The following is a 17,495-nucleotide window of genomic DNA, read 5'->3' as shown; positions in this document are numbered from 1 at the left end:
ATAACGTAGATGCCGGTCACCTCGTTTGCTGATTCCGCACAAGGTACTGTGGCCGCCCGTGCTGTGCTGGCGTGGTACCAGGCCGAAACAGGCCGAATATATATACGCAATCCAGCACCTGCTCGCTGTAAACCAGATCATTTGGCAAACGGGACGAGGCCATGTATATGTCCGCAACCACCCTCCTCGCCACGCACAATCACCTTGCAAATGGGAGGCGACCATATAAGAAATGTCGGGTTCCGCTAAATAGAAAGGTCCTACAGGCGGTAACCGATGCGCGGCCCCAGCGCGAAGCGTCTATGCGCGAGCGACTTCAACGGCCGCTGCCGCGACCGGTTCGCAACGTCAATCTGTTCGACACCGATCTCACGCCGCGGACTGACCTCGCAGCGTTGCCGGCCCGCGCGATCTGCGAGCGCTGCGGCACCCACCCTGTCAGCGTCACGATGCCGTTACGCGCCGTCACATGAATACCCGAAGAGTTCAGCCCCGATGTGCGTGTGAAGGCGCGGCGAACGTCGCGAACCAGTTCGCTATCCGGTCTGTTTCGATTGGCGGATGTCGAGACCGGCGCGCTCACATCGGCTTGCGCGTACACATAAGTCGCGCAACCCAAGATGGCCGCCGCTAGCAGAGCGCCGACTATTTTTCTCACACCATTAGTTCTCATGCTTTCTTTCTCCGTTCATGGAGCGAATGCTCTCGCCTGGACATGACTCGTGGCGGCCCGAACACGCCATTTGCTTCGTCGAGTACCGAGTGCACTGAATCCCTTCGGAGCGCTATTCATTGCGCCGACGCTCATCGACCAAGTCTAATTCAGGTTCGTTTCCTGAACAGCCCACCGTGCTGATCGGGCCAACTTACACCCCAGCGATGGCGTCGATTGAGGCGCGCACGAGCGTCGTTCGGGCTTCGAATGCTTACAGCCAGCCATCCAACATGCATCAGACTTGAAGATATTTGTACGGCGGCGTACGGAACACGTCAGGTTTTTCGTTGAGGCTATCCGCATTCAGAGTGTGGCTGTCTCCGCAGAGCGAGTCGGACGAGGAAGGCTAATGAATGCATTGAACAACGAACTGCCGCTTGACGCATTTGCACCAGTGACCGCAGGGAGCGCACAGGCACTTGCTCAGTCGATGGATGAATCTGGGGTCGGTGTCCTCCAGGCTATCGTACCGGACTCGGTTCTCGCAAAGCTCCGAGGCATTGTGGCCAAACTGATCGACCAGAACGGGACGCGATATTTCGGCTGCAGCGACGCGGAGTGGATTGCCAATACCGGTCTTCGTCCGCTTATGAAGGACGCGGGCTTGCACGCATTGTTGCGCCAGCTATATGTGCAAAAAATGGGTACGTTGCCGCCCAGTGAGCAGATCATGCCCGTGATGCGCGTGCTCACCGGAACGCAGGGACTGCGTCACTCGAATAATTTCCACTACGACTCGTATGTCGTGTCGATCCTGCTGCCGGTACTGATTCCCAACGGACCGGACGAACCGCCGGGCAATCTGACGATGTACCCCAACTTGCGCGATACGCGGCGCTCGGTAATCGTCAATATCATCGAGAAAGCGTTGATGGAGACGCTGCTCAAAGGAATCTGGCGTTTGCCCTGGGTTCAAAAACGGCTTGCGGCGAAGGTGGTGACCTTGACGCCGGGGAATCTCTACTTCTTCTGGGGCACGCGTTCGCTACATGCGAATCAGGCCAGCTCGCCATCCAGTGTGAGATGCACGGTGCTGCTGCATTTCGGCGATCCGCATGCAAACAGCGTGCTCAAGGGGATCAGCCGGCGTCTGCATTCCATGAAGCTGCAACGCATGGCACGCGATTGACCACGCGCGAGACACGTTGTCTTTGCCCACATGCATTCGCTGCCATGTGGGTTCGCGCCAGTCGTCTTCCCCGAAGCTGGCCGTATCGTGCAGCTCTGTTGCTGCACGACGCCAGCGTGACGCTCACGCTCGACGCGACACAGGGCGCCCGCAGTGCAATTCACCGCACGCCCCTGCACTGCCCTCCTGAACCGCCAGGAAGGCCCGCTTGTCGCTTCGTTCGCGAACTTCTGGACCCGCGGCAATACACGGACGCGGGATCCCGCGCCGTGCGATCTGACGCTCAAGCCTCCAGTTGCTCGAGCACCTTCCCCTTCGTCTCGATGCCGAATCGATGCACGACAATGGCAGCCAGCAACGGCACTACCGCGAGAATATAGAACGCTACGTCCAGGTTGCCGCCGATCATCGTCTTCGAGACGATGGTCGGCGCAAAGATCGCCGCGACCTTGAGCCATGCGCCGCCCATGCCGCAGCCGAGTGCGCGGATGCTTGTCGGGTACAGTTCCGGCGTGTACACGTAGGCGGTAATGAAACCGCACGCGAGCAAACCGAGCGAGAGCGCGCAGAACGTCGCCACCACGTACACCGACATCGCGTGACACACGCCGGCAAGCGCAAGCGAAATGGCGCACAGCACGAACGAGATGTTGATGATGGGCTTGCGGCCCACCTTGTCGACCAGCAACGCGCACGTGAGCGAGCCCAGCACGCCCAGCACCGAAGCGGCCACCGCGAGATTGAGCGCGAGCTGCAGCGGCGCGTGATAAATGGTGCGGTAGATAGTCGGCAGCCAGGTCGAAAGCCCGTACTGGATGAAACCACAGGTCATCCAGAGCATCGCCACGGCCAGCGTGCGGTTCAGGTAAGCGGGGCCGAACAGGTCCTTCACGCTGCGCTTCGGATGGCGCTTCATGAGTGCATCGAATTCCGCCGTATTCGTAACGGGTGCGAGCGGTCCCTTTGCACTGCGCTCGAATGCGGCCACGGCACGGTCGGCGTCCTGCAGCCGCTCGCGCTCGGCGAGCCAGCGCGGAGACTCGGGCACGAGTCTGCGCAACACGAAGAACAGCACGAGCGGCACACCGCCGATGAAATACATCGCCTCCCAGCCGAAGCGCGGCACGATCCACGCGCCGAGCGCGTTCGACGCGAGCAGTCCCACAGGGAACACGATTTCATAGAGGAGAACGAAGCGTCCACGGCCATGTGCGCGGCTGACCTCGTTGATATACGTCGCCGCCACGGGCAGTTCGCCGCCAAGACCGAAGCCCTGGATCACGCGCAACGCCGCGAACACCGCGAAGCTAGGCGCGAAGCCGCAGGCAATACTCGTGATGCCGATGATGCCCGAACTCCACGCAATCGCACGCACACGGCCATGACGCTCCGCGAGCCACGGAAACAGGAACGCGCCGAACAACTGGCCGACCGATCCCGACGCGATCAGGAAGCCGATCTCCCACGGCGTGAGTTGCCACTTCTGGATCAGGATCGGCAGCGTCGTGGCGATCGCGATCACGTCGAACCCGTCGAAGAACGTAGCGAGGCCGATCAGAATGCGCGCGCGCACCTGCATGGCGTTGGTCGGCATCCGCTCGAGCCGGGCGATGATCGATCCGCGAGTGTGCGAAGCGCCTGCCGCGACGCCGCCGCGATGGTCGAGGGTGTTGTCGAGGGTACTCATGCGTTGGGTCCCGTCCGCTATCAGAGGTCCGTTGAGGGGGCTAGGCGAGCGCCTTGCTGGTGTCGACGAGGGCCGCGACATCCACCGCGCGTCCCTGGTTCATCCATTTGCGCGCGAGCTTGAGATCGCGCGCAGCATTGATCGCGATGACGCCACGCAGATGGCCGTCCTCGACGAAAAAGAGTGTCACGCGCTTTTCATCGAGACTACCGCGAAGCACGGGCGTGAGGCCCGCAGGCAGATCGCCGAGAATTTGCAGGTTCACGTCATACTGATCGGACCAGAACCACGGTATTTCCGCATAGGGCGCCTTCACGCCGAGCACGGCCTTCGCCGCGGCGATGGCCTGGTTCTGCGCGTTGGCCCACGACTCGAGGCGCACACGGCGCTTGAGCCAAGCGTTCGGATGATTCGCCACGTCGCCGCATGCGAATATATCGGCGTCCGAAGTTTCGCCGAATTCATCGACGACGATGCCGTCTTCCACCGCGAGGCCCGCCTCTTGCGCGAGCGCCGTATTCGGCGTGAGGCCGATGCCGGCAACTGCGAAATCGGCATCGAGCGTGCTGCCGTCGGCGAAGGTGGCACGTACGCCGCCCTCCTCGCGGTCCTCAAGCGAAACGAGCGCCGAATTCAGCCGCACGTCCACGCCGTTGGCACGATGCAGTTCGAGCAGGAAGTCCGCGACCTCCTGCGGCAGCGAGCGCGCGCACAGGCGCGGCGCGCCTTCGATCACCGTAGCCGCGACGCCGAGCTTGCGTGCCGTAGCCGCCACTTCGAGGCCGATCCAGCCGCCGCCCACCACGAGCACGCGCTGGCTGCGGCGCAGGCGTTCGCCCAGTGCCAGTGCTTCGTCGAGCGTGCGCAGATACGTGACATGCGCACTCTTCGCCACGCTCGCCGGCAGCCTGCGCGCCGCGCCGCCGGTGGCAATCACGAGGCGGTCGTATTTCACTTCGCGGCCCGAGCGCGTGGTCACCGTGCGCTTCGTACGATCGATCGCGACCGCACAATCGGGCTGCCAGGTTTCGACATTGAGCGTCGCGAATTCGTCGGGCTTCGCAATGCGCACCGTTTCGATATCGGCCTCGCCTGCGAGCACGCCCTTCGAAAGCGGCGGACGCTCGTACGGCAGATGCACCTCGTCGGCGATCATCACCAGGCGGCCTTCGAAGCCCTCCGTGCGCAATGTCTTCACGACCCAGCCCGCAGCCTGGCCGCCACCGATCACCACCACCGTGCGCGGCGTGGTCAGTGCGGCGTTTTCGATCGCATCGCTCATTGCTTACGCTCCGTCATGAACTTGCCTTGCGGCGCTTCGGCGTTCTTCTGGCGGCGCGTATTGCCGTCGAGTCCGCCGTCGATGGCCCATTCCGCAAACACGGTTGGGCCCGGCTCGAAGTCGCGTGGCTGCCATTCGGGCGTGAGGACGTCCTCGTCGGCGTAATACTCGATCAGGCCGCCCGCCGGGTTCCTGAAGTACCAGAAATACGCGGACGAGACCGGATGCCGGCCCGGACCTAGCTGCGTGGTCCAGCCGCAGCGGCTGATATGCAGGCCGCCGCCGAATACTTCGTGAATGTCGCGCACCGTGAACGCCACGTGATTGAGGCCCTTCTTGCCGTCGGGCAGCGCGAGCAGGAACAGGTCGTGGTGGCCGCCGTGCGGCGCGCAGCGCATGAATGCACCACGGTTCGGATAGCGGTCCGACGTCTCGAAACCGAGTTGCTCGTGATAGAACTTTTCCTGTTCCGCGAGACAGTTCGTAAAGAACACCACGTGGCCCACTTCCACGGGCTCCGCACGTTCGTAGACCGGTGAAGGCTGGTCGACGCGCATCGTTTGGCCCCACACGTTGGAGGGCGAACCCTTCACGTCGATCTCGCGCTTGCGCGTCACTTCCACGCGAATCGCCATGCCGGCAGGGTCAAAGCAACCAACGCCGTTTTCATCGCTGTAATAGCCGGGCTCACCTGCGAGGCGCTGGCGCAAAACGTCCAGTTCTTCGCGCGTGGCCACGCCCCACGTCACTTCGCGTAGTGTCGGACCCGCTTCGAATGCGGCGGGCAGCGCGGGATCGTTCGCATCGACGAGGAGCACGGTGCAGCCGTTGAGCGTTTCGAAGCGCGCGCGCGTTTCGTCGTGCGCGGTTTCCTTCAAACCCCAGTCCGCGAAGAAGCGGCGGCAGGTTTCGAGGTCCGTCACGCCGTAGGTAATCTGTTCGATGCCGAGAATCGTCATTTGCTTGTCTCCTGTGCCACGCAGCGCCATCAGGCGTTTGCCCACGGCAGCGGTGCGTCGTTCAAGCCCCAGTAGAGGCTCTTCTGCTGCATGTATTCACGAATGCCGAGCCGCCCTTTCTCGCGGCCCATGCCGCTCTCCTTCCAGCCCGAGAACGGCGTGGAAATCGAGAACAGCTTGTACGTATTGATCCAGACGGTGCCCGCCTCGAGCTTGCGCGCGACACGCCATGCGCGCTTGTAGTCGCGCGTCCAGATGCCGGCGGCGAGGCCGAACACGCTGTCGTTCGCTTCGTCGATGAGCGCGGCTTCGTCGTCGAACGGCATGGCCACGAGCACGGGGCCGAAGATCTCTTCCTGGCAGATACGTGCGCTGTTCTTCAGGCCTTCGAGAATCGTCGGCTGGAAGAAGAAGCCGTTTTCGCGGGCGTCGCCGACGGGACGCTCGCCGCCGCACAACAGACGGCCGCCTTCCTCAAGGCCGAGCGCCACGTAACGCTCCACCGACTCGCGATGCTTCGCCGTGATGAGCGGGCCCATCTGCGTGTTCTCGCTCGACGGATCGCCCACGCGCAATTTGCGTGCGCCCTCCGCGAGACGCTTCATGAACGTGTCGTAAATCGAGCGCTGCACGAAGAGGCGAGAGCCAGCGATGCACGCCTCGCCCGACGAACTGAAGATGCCGTACAGCACGCCATTGACCGCGTGATCGATGTCGGCGTCGTCGAATACGATGGTGGGCGACTTGCCGCCCAGTTCGAGCGACACGGGCATGAGCTTGTCCGCGGCGAGGCGCGCGATGCCGCGCCCGACTTCCGTGCCGCCCGTGAATGACACCTTCTTCACGAGGGGATGGCGCACCAGCACGTCGCCGATCACCGAGCCCTTGCCCGGCAGCACGCTAAGAATGCCCTTGGGCACGCCCGCTTCTTCGCAGATGCGCGCCAGCGCGAGCGACACGAGCGGCGTGACTTCCGCGGGCTTGAGCACCACTGCGTTGCCGGCTGCCAGTGCGGGCGCGAGTTTCTGCGCGTCGGATGCGATGGGCGAATTCCAGGGCGTGATCGCAGCCACCACGCCGATGGGTTCATGCACGCTCATCGTCAGGTAGTCGCCGCGCGAAGGCGTCACGTCATCGTCGAGCGTTTCGAGGCAAGCCGCGAAATAGCGGAACGTGTTGGCCGCGCTCGCCACGAGCACGCGCGTTTCGCCGATAGGTTTACCGTTGTCGCGGCGCTGCAGTTGCGCGAGCGCATCGTGCCGCTGCATGATCAGGTCGGCGATGCGATAGAGCACGAGCGCGCGCAGATGCGGCTTCATGCCCGCCCAGGCGCCGTGCTTCCACGCGGCGTGCGCCTTCTCGACCGCTTCGCTGGCGTCTTCGGCGCTTGCCGTCGAGACCTCCCTGTTCAGCGACTGGTCGGCCGGATAGATGCTCGCGTAAGGCGCGGCGCGGCCCTGGCGCCACTCGCCGCCGATGAAGATATCGCCGTTCGGAACGAGGCTCGTATCGAATGGAGTCATGTCAGAGGTCTCACTACGGTTTCAGTGCCGGCGATGCGGTGCATATGCACATGCATCGCCTTCCATCGCTAATCAAGGCGCTTCGGTGCCACGTCAGATCACGCAGCGCGCCGCCCGGTTGCGCAGCGCGCGAATCGCGCTGTACGCGGTGAGCGCCGAAGTCTTCGGGTTGTCAGGCAGCGGCTTGCCGCACATCTCCAGCGACATTTCGCCGAACACGCCGCGCGCGACGATGCGGTGTACGTTGCGCTCGACAGCCGGATCGGCGATCAAGCGCACCGTGGTCTGGTCGAGACCGAGGCCCGCGAGCGCCACCGTCGCCGCCACGTTCGCGTTCTTCGGAAAGAGCCGCGCCGCTTCGCGCGCGCTGCCCTCGAAGATCACCTGTTCCCGCGTGAGCGAGCGCAGATCGCAAACCTTTTCGGCGGGCGTGTCGAGCCAGCCGAGCGGCGGCTTGCGGCCCGTGTACAGCACTTCGTCGAGACCACCGAGCTTCGCCGCCGAAAGCGCGTCGATGCCGCCGATCGCCCCCGAAAGCAGCGTGAGCGTCGCATCGCCTTCGTCGGCCGCGAGCGAGAGACGCTCTAGCAGATCGAGGTCCGAAAGCGCGCCGATCGACGCGACGGCGCAATCGGTGCCGCGCTTGAGCAGCGGCACGACGTGATCGACGAGCGCCGCGTGGCCCGCGCATTCGAGCGCGAATTGCGGCTTCGAAGACAGCGCGTTCACCGACGAAACGACCTCCACCGCGCCGTGGATCTGTTCGCGCACGGCATCCGCTTGATGCTCTGGCACGATCACGTGCGAAACGCGCACGAGCGGATCCGCCGCAACGGCACGATAGACGGTCTGTCCGATCGCTCCGAAGCCGATCATTGCGATATCGACGGGCGCGTGCATGGTGTGGCCTGCGCTGGCGTTAGGCATGTTGGGGCTCCTCCTTGCGCACCGGCGGGCCCGCGAACGCCGTCTCGAAGCTGCCCACGGCCTTCATGTCCACTTCGAGCAGCACGGGGCCTTCGAACGTGATGCCTTCGCGGATTACCTCGTCGGCCTGATCGAGCGACGAGAGACGGAAGTGCTTGAGGCCGAGGCTCGCGCAGAATTGCGAAAATTCCGGCTGGTGCAGATCGACGAACATGCGGCGGCCGCCATACTGTGCGTCCTGAATGTTGCGGATCACGCCATAGCACTGGTCGTTCATCAGCACGATCATCACGTTGGCCTTTTCCTGCACGGCCGTCGCGAGTTCGCCCACATTGACCATCAACCCGCCGTCGCCGACGAGGCACACGGTCTTCGCCGCCGCATTTGCGAGCGCCGCGCCGATTGCCATCTGCATGCCCTGGCCGATACCGCCGCCAAGCGCGTGCACGCCCGCGCGCGGCGTGAAGATTTTCAGCAGGCGATTGCCCCACGTGCTGTTCGAGATCGTGACGTCGCGCACCCAGTTGTAGTCGCGGCCCACGGCGCGTTGCAGCGATTCCACGAGGCGGCGGTACGGGCCGAGGCCTTTCGCCGTTTCGCTCACGGCCGTTTCGCGCGCGGCGGCGAGATCGGCGGCGAATTGCGGATCGACCGCGAGCTTGTTTTCAAGGCGCGTGGCGAGCGCGTCGAGCACGCGCGCGGCGTCACCATGCACGAAGAGCTCGTTGCGATAGCCGCGGTTGTCGGCAAGCGCGTCTGCGTCGATACGATAAAGCGGCTGCGGCAGGCCGAGTTTGTACTTCAGCGTTTCGTTGCCACGCAGGCGCGAGCCCACTACGAGCATCGCATCGCAGGTCTTGTAGAAGCGTTCGACCGACGGGCTCACGTTGAACGCGCCGAGTGTGGCCGGATGATCTTCGGGCAGCACGCCGCGGCCCTGTACGCTCGTCACCACGCCGAAGCCCAGCGCCACGAGGCGCTCGACCGCGCTGCATGCGTGGCGCGTGCCGCCGCCCAGCCACAGCAGCGGACGCTTCGCCTTCGACAGCGCGTTCGCGAGCTGTTCGACGCGCGCTTCGTCATGCGTGAGCGTGGTGAGATGCGGCGCGGCGAGATCGGCCGGCCACTGCGTGAGCGCGGCCTGGATGTCGATCGGAATCTCCACGCTGACCGGACCGCTCGGCGCGGTCTGCGCGACGCGCGCCGCTTCGCGGATCGTCGGCAGCGCGGTCTCGACCGAACGCACGCGGAACGCGGCCTTCGAGATCGACGAGAGCATTGTCAGTTGATCGGGCGCTTCGTGGATGTACGCGAGGTCCTGATCGAGGTATTCGGTTTCGATCTGGCCGGTGATGTGCAGCAGCGCCGTGCCGGCAGTGAGCGCTTCGACCATCGCGCCCGCTGCGTTGCCCGCCGCCGTACCCGTGCTCGTGAACACGACGCCGAGGCCGCCCGAGACGCGTGCAAGTCCGTCCGCCATGTTGACCGCGCCCGCTTCGCCGCGCGCGCCGACGTAGCGGATGTTGCCGCGCCGGCCGATAGCGTCGAGAATCGGCATGTTATGAATCGAAATGACACCGAAAGCGGTTCGGACTCCGCATTGTTCGAGGAAGGCGGCGATCAGTTCGCCGACGGTGGTTGTGTTAGACATGACGTGCTACGCCTCCAGATACATCGATATGACTGCCCGTCGTATAGGACGACAGGGACGTGGCCAGATAAAACAGTGCCTGCGCGGCTTCTTCGGGGCGGCCGAAGCGGCCGAGCGGAATGTGCTTCTTGCGTGCGAGTTCGCTCGTCCAGTCTTCCCAGCTCTGGCGGGGCTCGGCTTGCGCTTTTTCGTCGTTCTCGAAGCGGCGGCGCCACTGGCCCGACTCCACGATGCCGATCAGGATCGAGTTCACGCGGATTTGCTCAGGCGCGAGTTCGACCGCGAGCGACTTGATGAGGCTGAGCACGCCCGCGCGCGCCGACGAAGTCGCGACCATGTGCGGCTCGGGCTGCAACGCGAGCAGCGAATTCACGCATACGATCGATGCATTGCCTTGTTTCGCGGCGTTGCGCAACATCGGCAGGAACGCGCGCGTCGGGCGGATGATGCTGAAATACTTGAGGTCGAGTTCCTCGCGCCACGCTTCGTCGGTGGTGTCCGAGAACGTCGAGACGCGCCCCTGCCCTGCGTTGTTGACGAGCATGTCGGTGCGCCCGAAGCGCTCTTGCACCGCGCTCGCGAATGCCGCGACATCGATCGCATCGAGCACATCGCAACGCGCTGCTAGCAATTGCGCGCCGGGATGACGCTCGCGCAGTTCGCGCTCGGCGCGCACGAGGCGATCGCTGTCGCGCCCGCAAATGGCGACGGACGCGCCCGCCTGCAAGAACAGTGCGGCAGTGGCCAGGCCGATGCCGGACGACCCGCCCGTCACCACCGCAACCTGACCGGTCAAATCGAATTGGATCATTTGAGCCCCAATGCCTTCATGTAAGGCGAGTGCTTGTGCGACTGCGGCCGGTAGTTGAGCCGCTTCGAAAGTTCGTCGGCGGCGCGGCGCACCTTGTCTACGAGGCCGCTGTCGAGCAGCGCCGTATCGATGCCCGGGCGCGGGATCGTCGTGGTCACGACGGCGGCGATGCGGCCCGTGTCGTTGCGCACCGGCGCGGACACCACGGAAATGCCGCGCTCGAACGACGATTCGCTCACGGCATAGCCGCGCTCCGCGTCCTCGCGAATGCGTGCGTAGAGTTCCTCGATCGTGAGCGGCGTGGACGGCGTGAAGCGTTCGAGTTGCCGCTCGGGATAGAGCGTGCGCAAATCGTCGAGCGTGAGGTCGCCCATCAACACTTGACCGTGCGTCGTCGCGTGCGCGGGCAGACGCGTGCCGACGTTCACCTTCACCGAGCTGAAAATCGGCGCGTGGCTTTGCGCCTTGGCGACGAACACGATGTCGCGTCCGTCACGGATCACGATGTGCGCGGTGAGGCCCGTGGCGTCGCGCAGCGCTTCGATGAGCGGCAAGCCGAGGTCGGTCAATTCGAGCGAGCTCAGGTATTCGAAGCCCAGGCGCAGCACTGCCACGCCGAGGCGATAGTTGCGGTCGCGGTCGGCGCGCTCGAGAAAGCCGAGCGATTCGAGCGTTTGCAACAGACGAAACACGGTCGTGCGCGGGATGCCGAGGCGCCGCGACAGTTCCGGTGCATCGAGCACCGGCTCGCGAGGCGAGAATTCGGTGAGAATGCGCAGGCCCCGTTCCAGACCGGGCACACGGTAGCTCGTGTCGTTGCGGTCTTCGTCGGCCTCGGGGGACGCGCTGGCGAGATCGGGTGTCATTCCTGAAGGTATCCTTAGTGTGTGCCGCAAAATGCCGAGATCAATGCGCTATAGGCGTCGGGCTGTTCGATGTAGCCCGCGTGGCCCGAGAGCGGCACGATCTGCAACGGCACGCGGGCAACTTGCGCGAGATGCGCGCACGCCTGTGGCGACGTGATCGTATCTTTGGCCCCCACGGCAACGGCCATGCGGACTTCGTGTTGCTCGCAGCATGCGAGATCGACGGCGAGATCGGCGTTCGCGAGCAGATGGGTCGCCTGCGCGTAACCGTGCGCAATCACGCGCGACATGTTCCAGCGCACCCACTCACGCGCCGATTCATCGGCGTGCGGCGAAAGCATGTTCGCACTGCGCTTTTGCGCGAGACCTTGGGGGCCCAGTTCGGCGAGCATCGCAAGACGCGCGTCGCGCTTCTGGGCACGCACGCTCTCTTGTGCCGCGCCGTAACCGCCTGCGGGCGAAATCAGCAACAGGCCGCTCACGCGGGCCGGATTGGCAGCGGCGAACGCGCCCGCGATGATCGCGCCCAGCGAATGCCCAACGAGCAGGCAGCGTTCGATATCGAGCACGTCGAGCCAGTCTGCGAGCACACGTGCGTAGTCGGCCGCGACCGGCGACGCGGGCGAGACCGGCTTGGACTCGCCGTAACCGGGCGCGTCCCACGCGAGCACGCGCCGCGCGCCGCCAAGCGCTTCGAACTGCTGCACCCACGAAGCCGCGCCGGAGCCGATGCCATGGAGCAGCACGAGCGGCAGCGCCTCTTTGCCGCCCGCCTTCGTTGCGCCACTCGCTTCGCGATAGCTCACGCGCGCCTCGCCCGCTCGCGCGGCGCGCAGCGCAAAGCGCGCGAGCCGCGTTTCGAGCGTGGCGGCTGATGAGGCGGCGCTATTCATCGCTTCGTGCATGGCTTCGGTTCCGTGGTGATGGCTTCGTGGGTTCGTTGCGTGGTGAAGCGCCCTACTTCGCTTCGCGCTTGATCTTCGCGAGCGGCGAATCGGGCGGGTACGTCGGCGTGATGGGCATAGGCGCGCCGAGCATCACGCACATGAGCGCGTCTTCCTCGCCGACGTTGATTTCCGTGCGATACACGCCAGGCGGCACCGAAATCAGATCGCGCTCGCCGAGCACGGCTTCCCACGTCTGGCCGTCCTTCTCGCAGATGACCTTCATCTTGCCGCGCAGCACGAAGAAGATTTCTTCCACGTCGATGTGAATGTGGCTCGGGCCGACGTTGCCGGCCGGAATCACCATCGTCGAGAACGTGAAGCCGCCCGCGGGCACGGTGTTCGAATCTTTCGCGACGCCCGTGCCGCCCGTTCCCACGTAGCGCATCTGGGCCCGGCGGTACTTCGGGTCGTAGTCGGCCTGGAACTTCAGCGCGTCCCAGTCGTAACGGCGCGTTTCATAGCGCGCCACGCGGCTGTTCATCCAGTCTTCAAAGCTCGCATCGGCGGGACGGTCCCACGACTTGCTCGCGATATCGGCATCGGCCATCGTTTTCTCCTTGGTTCTTGCGATCGTTCTTGCGAACGGACTTTGCATACGACGAAATCAGTTCATCACGAAGCCGCCATTCACAGGCAGCAATTGCCCCGTCACGAAGCGCGCGGCATCGGACAGCAGGAACAGCACGGGGCCCGTGACGTCCTCCGGCACCTGGGCGCGCCGCAACGCGCGGCCTTCCAGGTAGTAAGCGTGGCGCTCGGCCGGCACGTACGCCGTGGCCTCCACTTCGGTGAGGCCCGGCGCGATCGCGTTCACGGTGATGCCTTCGGCGCCGAACTCGCGTGCGAGCGAATGCGTCATCGCGATCACGGCGCCCTTGCTCGCCACATACGCGAGCAGTTTTGGCGCACCCCATAGTGCGGTATCCGAAGCGATATTGACGATGGCCCCGCGGCCGGACTGCGCAAGCCAGCGCTGCGCCGCCGTGCACATGAGCCAGGTGCCGCGCACGTTCACGTCCATCACGGCGTCCCAGGTCTGCACGCTGATCTCGCTCGCGAACTTGCCGCCCGAATGGGTGATGGCCGCGTTGTTGATGAGCGCGTCGATGCCACCCATGCGTTGCGCGGCGCCCTCAACGAAGGCTGCAATGCTCTCGGGCTGCGCGAGGTCGAGCGGCGCGAACGCGACTTCGTGACCTTCGGCTCGCAGCGATTTCGCGAGCGCGTCGCCCGCTTCCTGCAAGATGTCGCCGAAGCTGACATGCGCGCCCACCCGTGCGAGCGTCGTGACGAACGCCGCGCCGAGACCCCGCGCGCCGCCCGTGATGATCACGCGCCGGCCCGCGAGCGAGGCTTGCGCCGCCTGTGCCGCCTGCGTGGCCTCATGCATGGCTGTGGCTCTCGGCTTGCGAATTCGCGGCTTGTTGCGTGCGCAACGCTTCCAGATCGGCGAAATGGTGCTGCGCGCGCTGGCGCAGCATACGGCGCACGCGCGTCATGCCCACGTCGTGCTGATAGAGGAATTCGTGATCGCGCGCGTTCGGCGCCATGCTCTCCAGAACATAGCGGTCCTGTTCGAGCACGGCCCAGTGCAGGCCTTCCAGCCGGTTGCGATAGAGGAAGCGCCATGCGTCGCGCTGCCAGCCCTGCACCTTGCGCGTGCGCCAGAAGTACACCTGGCAGTTGTCCTCGTCGACGGGCACTGCGAAGCCGATGATGCCGAAGTTGCCGCCGGGACCGAACTTCTTCTTGTACGGAATCGCCAGACGCATCCACAGGCAGCCCGTTTCGCCGAGCTCGACCCAGTCGAAATTCACATCGCGCTGGCCAATTTTCTCGAACATGAGGCCGGACTCGGTCTTGCGCACGCGCATCTCAGCCTGCTTGTCACCTTCGGCCATCGAGTGCGAAGTCGCGTGCAGATACGCGCCGTGCATGGGGTCCATCACATTGTCGATCGCGTACTGATAATTGCACTTCCAGTTCGACACGCACAGGAAGCTGGCGTATTCCTCGCCCACGAGTTCTTCGGGCAGTTGCAGCGCGGCGGGCTCCTGGTGCGCCTCGTCACCGAACCACAGGAAAACGGCACCCGCGTGCTCCTGCGCCGGATACGACTTCACGCACTTCTGCCCTTCGAGCGGGCACGCCGAGACGGCAGGCACGTTCTGCACGGTGCCGCTACCGTCGACTTCGATGCCGTGATACCAGCAAGCCACGCTATTGCCGAGATTCCATCCGAGAGAAAGGCGCGCGCCACGGTGCGGGCAGCGGTCTTCGAGCGCGTGGACGTTGCCGTCCTGATCGCGCCACAGCACGATCTGCTCGCCAAGACGCGTGATGCCGATGGGCGCGTTGCCCACCTGCCAGCTCGGCACGACGGGATACCAGTAGTTCTTGATGCCGCGATCGAGATACGCGCGAATCGGATCGGCGCCGCTTGCGGCTTCGGGTGTGGAGGTCGTCATTGGGGGGACTCCGTGTTCTGTGTGAGCGGGCGCGCTTACTCGGCGAGCAGGCGGAATTCGGCGGCGAGGCGCTCGGCGTTCCACGCTGCGCCTTCGGGCGTACGGAAGCCAACGCGGTTCAAACCGGCCGCGACTTCTTCGAGCTCTACCGCGCCGGCTTCGAAGACTTTTTCGAGTGCATCACCGAAGTCGTTCTCGTATTGAGTGGGTTCCGCCTTGCGCGTTTGCCACACCATGTTCTCGCACTGGCCCGGCTGTTCGATCACGCCCTTGCCGGCCATGTTGTTCGGTTGCGGCGCAAGCCACGGCTTCAGGTACGGATTGAAGTTCACAGGAGCTTCTTGCATGTCATTCCACCTTGATCTGAATTTCTTCACCGGCTAGACGCACTACGTACTGCTTCAGTGCACGGCCGCCGGGTCCCTTGATGCACTGGCCGGTCTTGATATCGAACACCGCTTCATGCAGCGGGCACTCGACCGTGCCTTCGTCCACGAAGCCCTGCGTCAGTAGCGCATAGGCATGCGGGCAGACGTTTTCGAGCGCATAGACCTCATCGCCCACCTTGTAGATGCCGATCTCGGTGCCTTCGAGCTTGAACTCGAGCGGCGCGTCTTCGCTCAGCTCGCCGGCATGTCCGGCGCAGTGCCATTCCTCAGCCATTTCTCACCTTTCCCGATCAACCGTGTTCCATACACGGAACATTAGTTTATGTATGGTCATTATAGGATCGCGTTGGCGAGGAAAAAATAAGAAATCCGCGCTCCAGGGGAAAACACCGACCATGTCGAAGAAAGGGCCAAGTTCAAGGTTGCCGAGCCTCTCTTTGTGGTGACCTGAGCACCATTAATGCGGGATTTGCGCGCGTGCGCCCCTGACGAAAGAAGCGGCCCACCTGGGGGAATCACCAGCCCAAAAAAGTATTTTGATGTCTCGAGCGAATCACTATACTTTCCATAGGTAGCACGTTTGTCCATATATGGAACACAACAGACAGACGGAATAGCGAGAGCGCGCCAGAAGAAGCGCGCCGCCTTTGAGCCAAGGGATTGGGTCTACCGGTTTATCTGCGTGACAGGTCTTGCAATACGTCAGGAACGCACCGGTCTTTCGTCATACGATCAGGAGTCCAAAGTTGAAGTACTTCATTGCCGCGGGGTTGACGGGCTTGTGCGCCGTCTCCGTCTCGTCTTCATGGGCGCAAAGCAGCGTTACGCTATACGGCAGCCTGGATGCAGGGGTGGCCTACGTCAGCAACGTGGGAGGCCACTCGAAGTGGATGATGGAACAGGGCAACACGCAGCCCGACCGCTGGGGCCTGCGCGGTCAGGAAGATCTGGGTGGCGGGCTGAAGGCCATCTTCCAGCTGGAGAACGGCTTCTACACCAACACCGGTGCGATGGCCAGCGCCGGCACGCTGTTCAACCGCCAGGCCTATGTGGGACTCGCCTCGGATCAGTTCGGCACGCTCACGCTGGGTCACCAGACGCCCTTCTCATTCGACGTGCTCGGTCCGTTCAGCACGGCGTATCTCGCGGCGAGCTGGTACGCGTTCCATCCGGGCAATATCGACCAGCTTGCCGACACGAGCGTCGTGCCATACAACAACTCGGTGAAATACCGCTCGCCGAGCTGGTACGGCTTCACGCTGGGTGCCATGTTCGGCTTCGGCAACAGCACGAACTTCTCGGAAGGCCGCACGATGAGCTATTCGATCAGTTATGCGAATGGTCCGTTCAAGGCCGGCGCGTCGTGGTCCAACGAGCATGACCGCTCGGTGTCGATATCGACGATTGGACTGACTACGTTCCAGGGACAGCCAGCGGCCAGCTATCTCGCCGACAAGGTGGAGAACATGGGCGCGGGCGCCTCGTACACGTTCGGCAAGCTGCTCGTACACGGTTTGTACACGCGCACCAAGCTGCAGTCGAACGGCTATTCGGACACGTTCCAGAGCTACGACGCGGGCGCGAACTACCAGTTCACGACGGCCAATGCGGTAGTGGGAGGCGCAGCCACCTCGACGCTCTCGGGCCGCCGCTGGACGCAGTTCATGATCGGCGACGTGTATTCGCTTTCCAAAAGCACGCAGGTCTACGTGAACGCGCTGTACCAGCGCGCGAACTCCGAAGCCCAGGCCGCGTTCTTCACGGCGGGCGTGTCGAGCGGACGTAATCAGACCATCGTGCTCACCGGCATCCACCACTCGTTCTGATGCCGTGCGCGTGCCGCATCAAGCGAACACGCGCGTCTCGGTGTCGCGCGATCAGCCCGCATGCAGGTCGCGCTGACGTGCCGCGTGCGCCGCGGTGGGGTCTCCCGGCGCGGGGCGATAGTTCAGGCGCGCCGACAAGTCGATGGCCGCCGCGCACACCGCCGCGACGAGCGGCGCGCGTTCGGCCTCGGCGCCGATGTCCGAGCGCGGCACCGTGGCCGTGATCGCGGCCACGATGCGGCCCGACTGATCGCGCACCGGCGCGCTCACCACCGAAATCCCCGTTTCGAACGACGCTTCGCTCAATGCGTAGCC

Annotated in this window: 18 protein-coding genes and 1 pseudogene; 2 read left to right on the top strand and 17 right to left on the bottom strand. The window is 64.1% G+C overall.

Translation table 11 applies throughout. The annotated features are described in order from the left end of the window. Positions 1 to 99 (bottom strand): annotated as a pseudogene (locus VMJ11_RS23900) (transposase); the annotation flags it as partial. Between the two features lie 217 nt (positions 100 to 316). After that, positions 317 to 673, bottom strand: a complete 357-nt coding sequence (locus VMJ11_RS23895; protein ID WP_325622403.1) for a BON domain-containing protein — start codon at positions 671 to 673, stop codon at positions 317 to 319. A gap of 391 nt (positions 674 to 1,064) precedes the next feature. Between VMJ11_RS23895 and VMJ11_RS23890 the strand changes: the two genes are divergently transcribed. Next, positions 1,065 to 1,844, top strand: coding sequence for a hypothetical protein (locus tag VMJ11_RS23890; RefSeq protein ID WP_325622401.1), 780 nt, complete (start codon positions 1,065 to 1,067; stop codon positions 1,842 to 1,844). A 283-nt stretch (positions 1,845 to 2,127) separates the two neighbouring features. Here VMJ11_RS23890 and VMJ11_RS23885 read toward each other — a convergent pair whose 3' ends face one another. The 14 genes from VMJ11_RS23885 to VMJ11_RS23820 form a co-directional block, all read right to left on the bottom strand. Beyond that, positions 2,128 to 3,531, bottom strand: a complete 1,404-nt coding sequence (locus tag VMJ11_RS23885; protein WP_325622399.1) for an MFS transporter — start codon at positions 3,529 to 3,531, stop codon at positions 2,128 to 2,130. A gap of 40 nt (positions 3,532 to 3,571) precedes the next feature. Beyond that, entirely contained in the window at positions 3,572 to 4,813 is a 1,242-nt protein-coding gene (locus VMJ11_RS23880; protein WP_325622397.1) for an NAD(P)/FAD-dependent oxidoreductase, read from the bottom strand. Then, a complete protein-coding gene (locus VMJ11_RS23875; protein WP_325622396.1) occupies positions 4,810 to 5,772 on the bottom strand; it encodes a VOC family protein in 963 nt (320 codons plus the stop codon). Before VMJ11_RS23875 ends, VMJ11_RS23880 begins: the two co-directional genes overlap by 4 nt. A 29-nt stretch (positions 5,773 to 5,801) precedes the next feature. Next, positions 5,802 to 7,295 carry an aldehyde dehydrogenase gene (locus VMJ11_RS23870; protein WP_325622395.1) on the bottom strand — a complete coding sequence of 498 codons (1,494 nt, stop codon included), beginning with the start codon at positions 7,293 to 7,295 and terminating at the stop codon, positions 5,802 to 5,804. Between the two features lie 93 nt (positions 7,296 to 7,388). Then, complete coding sequence (locus tag VMJ11_RS23865) at positions 7,389 to 8,222, bottom strand: aspartate dehydrogenase (protein ID WP_325622394.1); 834 nt, start codon at positions 8,220 to 8,222, stop codon at positions 7,389 to 7,391. Continuing rightward, complete coding sequence (locus tag VMJ11_RS23860) at positions 8,215 to 9,873, bottom strand: thiamine pyrophosphate-binding protein (protein ID WP_325622392.1); 1,659 nt, start codon at positions 9,871 to 9,873, stop codon at positions 8,215 to 8,217. The genes VMJ11_RS23865 and VMJ11_RS23860 overlap by 8 nt, the downstream gene beginning before the upstream one ends. Beyond that, the gene (locus VMJ11_RS23855) at positions 9,866 to 10,684 is read right to left on the bottom strand and encodes an SDR family oxidoreductase (RefSeq protein ID WP_325622391.1); all 819 of its coding nucleotides are present in this window, start codon (positions 10,682 to 10,684) and stop codon (positions 9,866 to 9,868) included. Before VMJ11_RS23855 ends, VMJ11_RS23860 begins: the two co-directional genes overlap by 8 nt. Then, positions 10,681 to 11,550, bottom strand: coding sequence for an IclR family transcriptional regulator (locus VMJ11_RS23850; RefSeq protein WP_325622389.1), 870 nt, complete (start codon positions 11,548 to 11,550; stop codon positions 10,681 to 10,683). Before VMJ11_RS23850 ends, VMJ11_RS23855 begins: the two co-directional genes overlap by 4 nt. 14 nt (positions 11,551 to 11,564) lie before the next feature. After that, a complete protein-coding gene (locus VMJ11_RS23845) occupies positions 11,565 to 12,455 on the bottom strand; it encodes an alpha/beta fold hydrolase (RefSeq protein ID WP_325622387.1) in 891 nt (296 codons plus the stop codon). A 52-nt stretch (positions 12,456 to 12,507) separates the two neighbouring features. Next, complete coding sequence (locus VMJ11_RS23840; protein WP_325622386.1) at positions 12,508 to 13,044, bottom strand: cupin domain-containing protein; 537 nt, start codon at positions 13,042 to 13,044, stop codon at positions 12,508 to 12,510. A 57-nt stretch (positions 13,045 to 13,101) separates the two neighbouring features. After that, on the bottom strand, positions 13,102 to 13,887 hold the full coding sequence (locus tag VMJ11_RS23835; protein WP_325622384.1) for an SDR family oxidoreductase: 786 nt from the start codon (positions 13,885 to 13,887) through the stop codon (positions 13,102 to 13,104). Beyond that, positions 13,880 to 14,965, bottom strand: a complete 1,086-nt coding sequence (locus VMJ11_RS23830; RefSeq protein WP_325622382.1) for an aromatic ring-hydroxylating dioxygenase subunit alpha — start codon at positions 14,963 to 14,965, stop codon at positions 13,880 to 13,882. The genes VMJ11_RS23835 and VMJ11_RS23830 overlap by 8 nt, the downstream gene beginning before the upstream one ends. 35 nt (positions 14,966 to 15,000) lie before the next feature. After that, entirely contained in the window at positions 15,001 to 15,312 is a 312-nt protein-coding gene (locus VMJ11_RS23825; protein WP_325622380.1) for a recombinase-like helix-turn-helix domain-containing protein, read from the bottom strand. Between the two features lies 1 nt (position 15,313). Further along, complete coding sequence (locus tag VMJ11_RS23820) at positions 15,314 to 15,628, bottom strand: non-heme iron oxygenase ferredoxin subunit (RefSeq protein WP_325622379.1); 315 nt, start codon at positions 15,626 to 15,628, stop codon at positions 15,314 to 15,316. A gap of 472 nt (positions 15,629 to 16,100) precedes the next feature. On the opposite strand from VMJ11_RS23820, the gene VMJ11_RS23815 reads away from it, so the two are divergent. After that, positions 16,101 to 17,180 (top strand): porin, encoded by a 1,080-nt coding sequence (locus tag VMJ11_RS23815; RefSeq protein WP_325622377.1) that lies wholly within the window; start codon positions 16,101 to 16,103, stop codon positions 17,178 to 17,180. Positions 17,181 to 17,231: 51 nt separating this feature from the next. Here VMJ11_RS23815 and VMJ11_RS23810 read toward each other — a convergent pair. Further along, a partial coding sequence (locus tag VMJ11_RS23810) for an IclR family transcriptional regulator domain-containing protein (protein WP_325622375.1) occupies positions 17,232 to 17,495 on the bottom strand: 264 nt, incomplete at its 5' end.

Source organism: Paraburkholderia sp., assembly GCF_035501035.1.
GTDB lineage: Bacteria > Pseudomonadota > Gammaproteobacteria > Burkholderiales > Burkholderiaceae > Paraburkholderia.
This window is presented reverse-complemented; position numbering and strand designations above follow the sequence as displayed.

What these genes read in the sequence shown, in the direction of transcription:
- VMJ11_RS23895 (WP_325622403.1), bottom strand. Translation starts at nt 673, where the DNA reads ATGAGAACTAATGGTGTGAGAAAAATAGTCGGCGCTCTGCTAGCGGCG.
- VMJ11_RS23830 (WP_325622382.1), bottom strand. Translation starts at nt 14,965, where the DNA reads ATGACGACCTCCACACCCGAAGCCGCAAGCGGCGCCGATCCGATTCGC.
- VMJ11_RS23820 (WP_325622379.1), bottom strand. Translation starts at nt 15,628, where the DNA reads ATGGCTGAGGAATGGCACTGCGCCGGACATGCCGGCGAGCTGAGCGAA.
- VMJ11_RS23880 (WP_325622397.1), bottom strand. Translation starts at nt 4,813, where the DNA reads ATGAGCGATGCGATCGAAAACGCCGCACTGACCACGCCGCGCACGGTG.
- VMJ11_RS23875 (WP_325622396.1), bottom strand. Translation starts at nt 5,772, where the DNA reads ATGACGATTCTCGGCATCGAACAGATTACCTACGGCGTGACGGACCTC.
- VMJ11_RS23890 (WP_325622401.1), top strand. Translation starts at nt 1,065, where the DNA reads ATGAATGCATTGAACAACGAACTGCCGCTTGACGCATTTGCACCAGTG.
- VMJ11_RS23835 (WP_325622384.1), bottom strand. Translation starts at nt 13,887, where the DNA reads ATGCATGAGGCCACGCAGGCGGCACAGGCGGCGCAAGCCTCGCTCGCG.
- VMJ11_RS23865 (WP_325622394.1), bottom strand. Translation starts at nt 8,222, where the DNA reads ATGCCTAACGCCAGCGCAGGCCACACCATGCACGCGCCCGTCGATATC.
- VMJ11_RS23885 (WP_325622399.1), bottom strand. Translation starts at nt 3,531, where the DNA reads ATGAGTACCCTCGACAACACCCTCGACCATCGCGGCGGCGTCGCGGCA.
- VMJ11_RS23840 (WP_325622386.1), bottom strand. Translation starts at nt 13,044, where the DNA reads ATGGCCGATGCCGATATCGCGAGCAAGTCGTGGGACCGTCCCGCCGAT.
- VMJ11_RS23825 (WP_325622380.1), bottom strand. Translation starts at nt 15,312, where the DNA reads ATGCAAGAAGCTCCTGTGAACTTCAATCCGTACCTGAAGCCGTGGCTT.
- VMJ11_RS23845 (WP_325622387.1), bottom strand. Translation starts at nt 12,455, where the DNA reads ATGCACGAAGCGATGAATAGCGCCGCCTCATCAGCCGCCACGCTCGAA.
- VMJ11_RS23860 (WP_325622392.1), bottom strand. Translation starts at nt 9,873, where the DNA reads ATGTCTAACACAACCACCGTCGGCGAACTGATCGCCGCCTTCCTCGAA.
- VMJ11_RS23850 (WP_325622389.1), bottom strand. Translation starts at nt 11,550, where the DNA reads ATGACACCCGATCTCGCCAGCGCGTCCCCCGAGGCCGACGAAGACCGC.
- VMJ11_RS23870 (WP_325622395.1), bottom strand. Translation starts at nt 7,295, where the DNA reads ATGACTCCATTCGATACGAGCCTCGTTCCGAACGGCGATATCTTCATC.
- VMJ11_RS23855 (WP_325622391.1), bottom strand. Translation starts at nt 10,684, where the DNA reads ATGATCCAATTCGATTTGACCGGTCAGGTTGCGGTGGTGACGGGCGGG.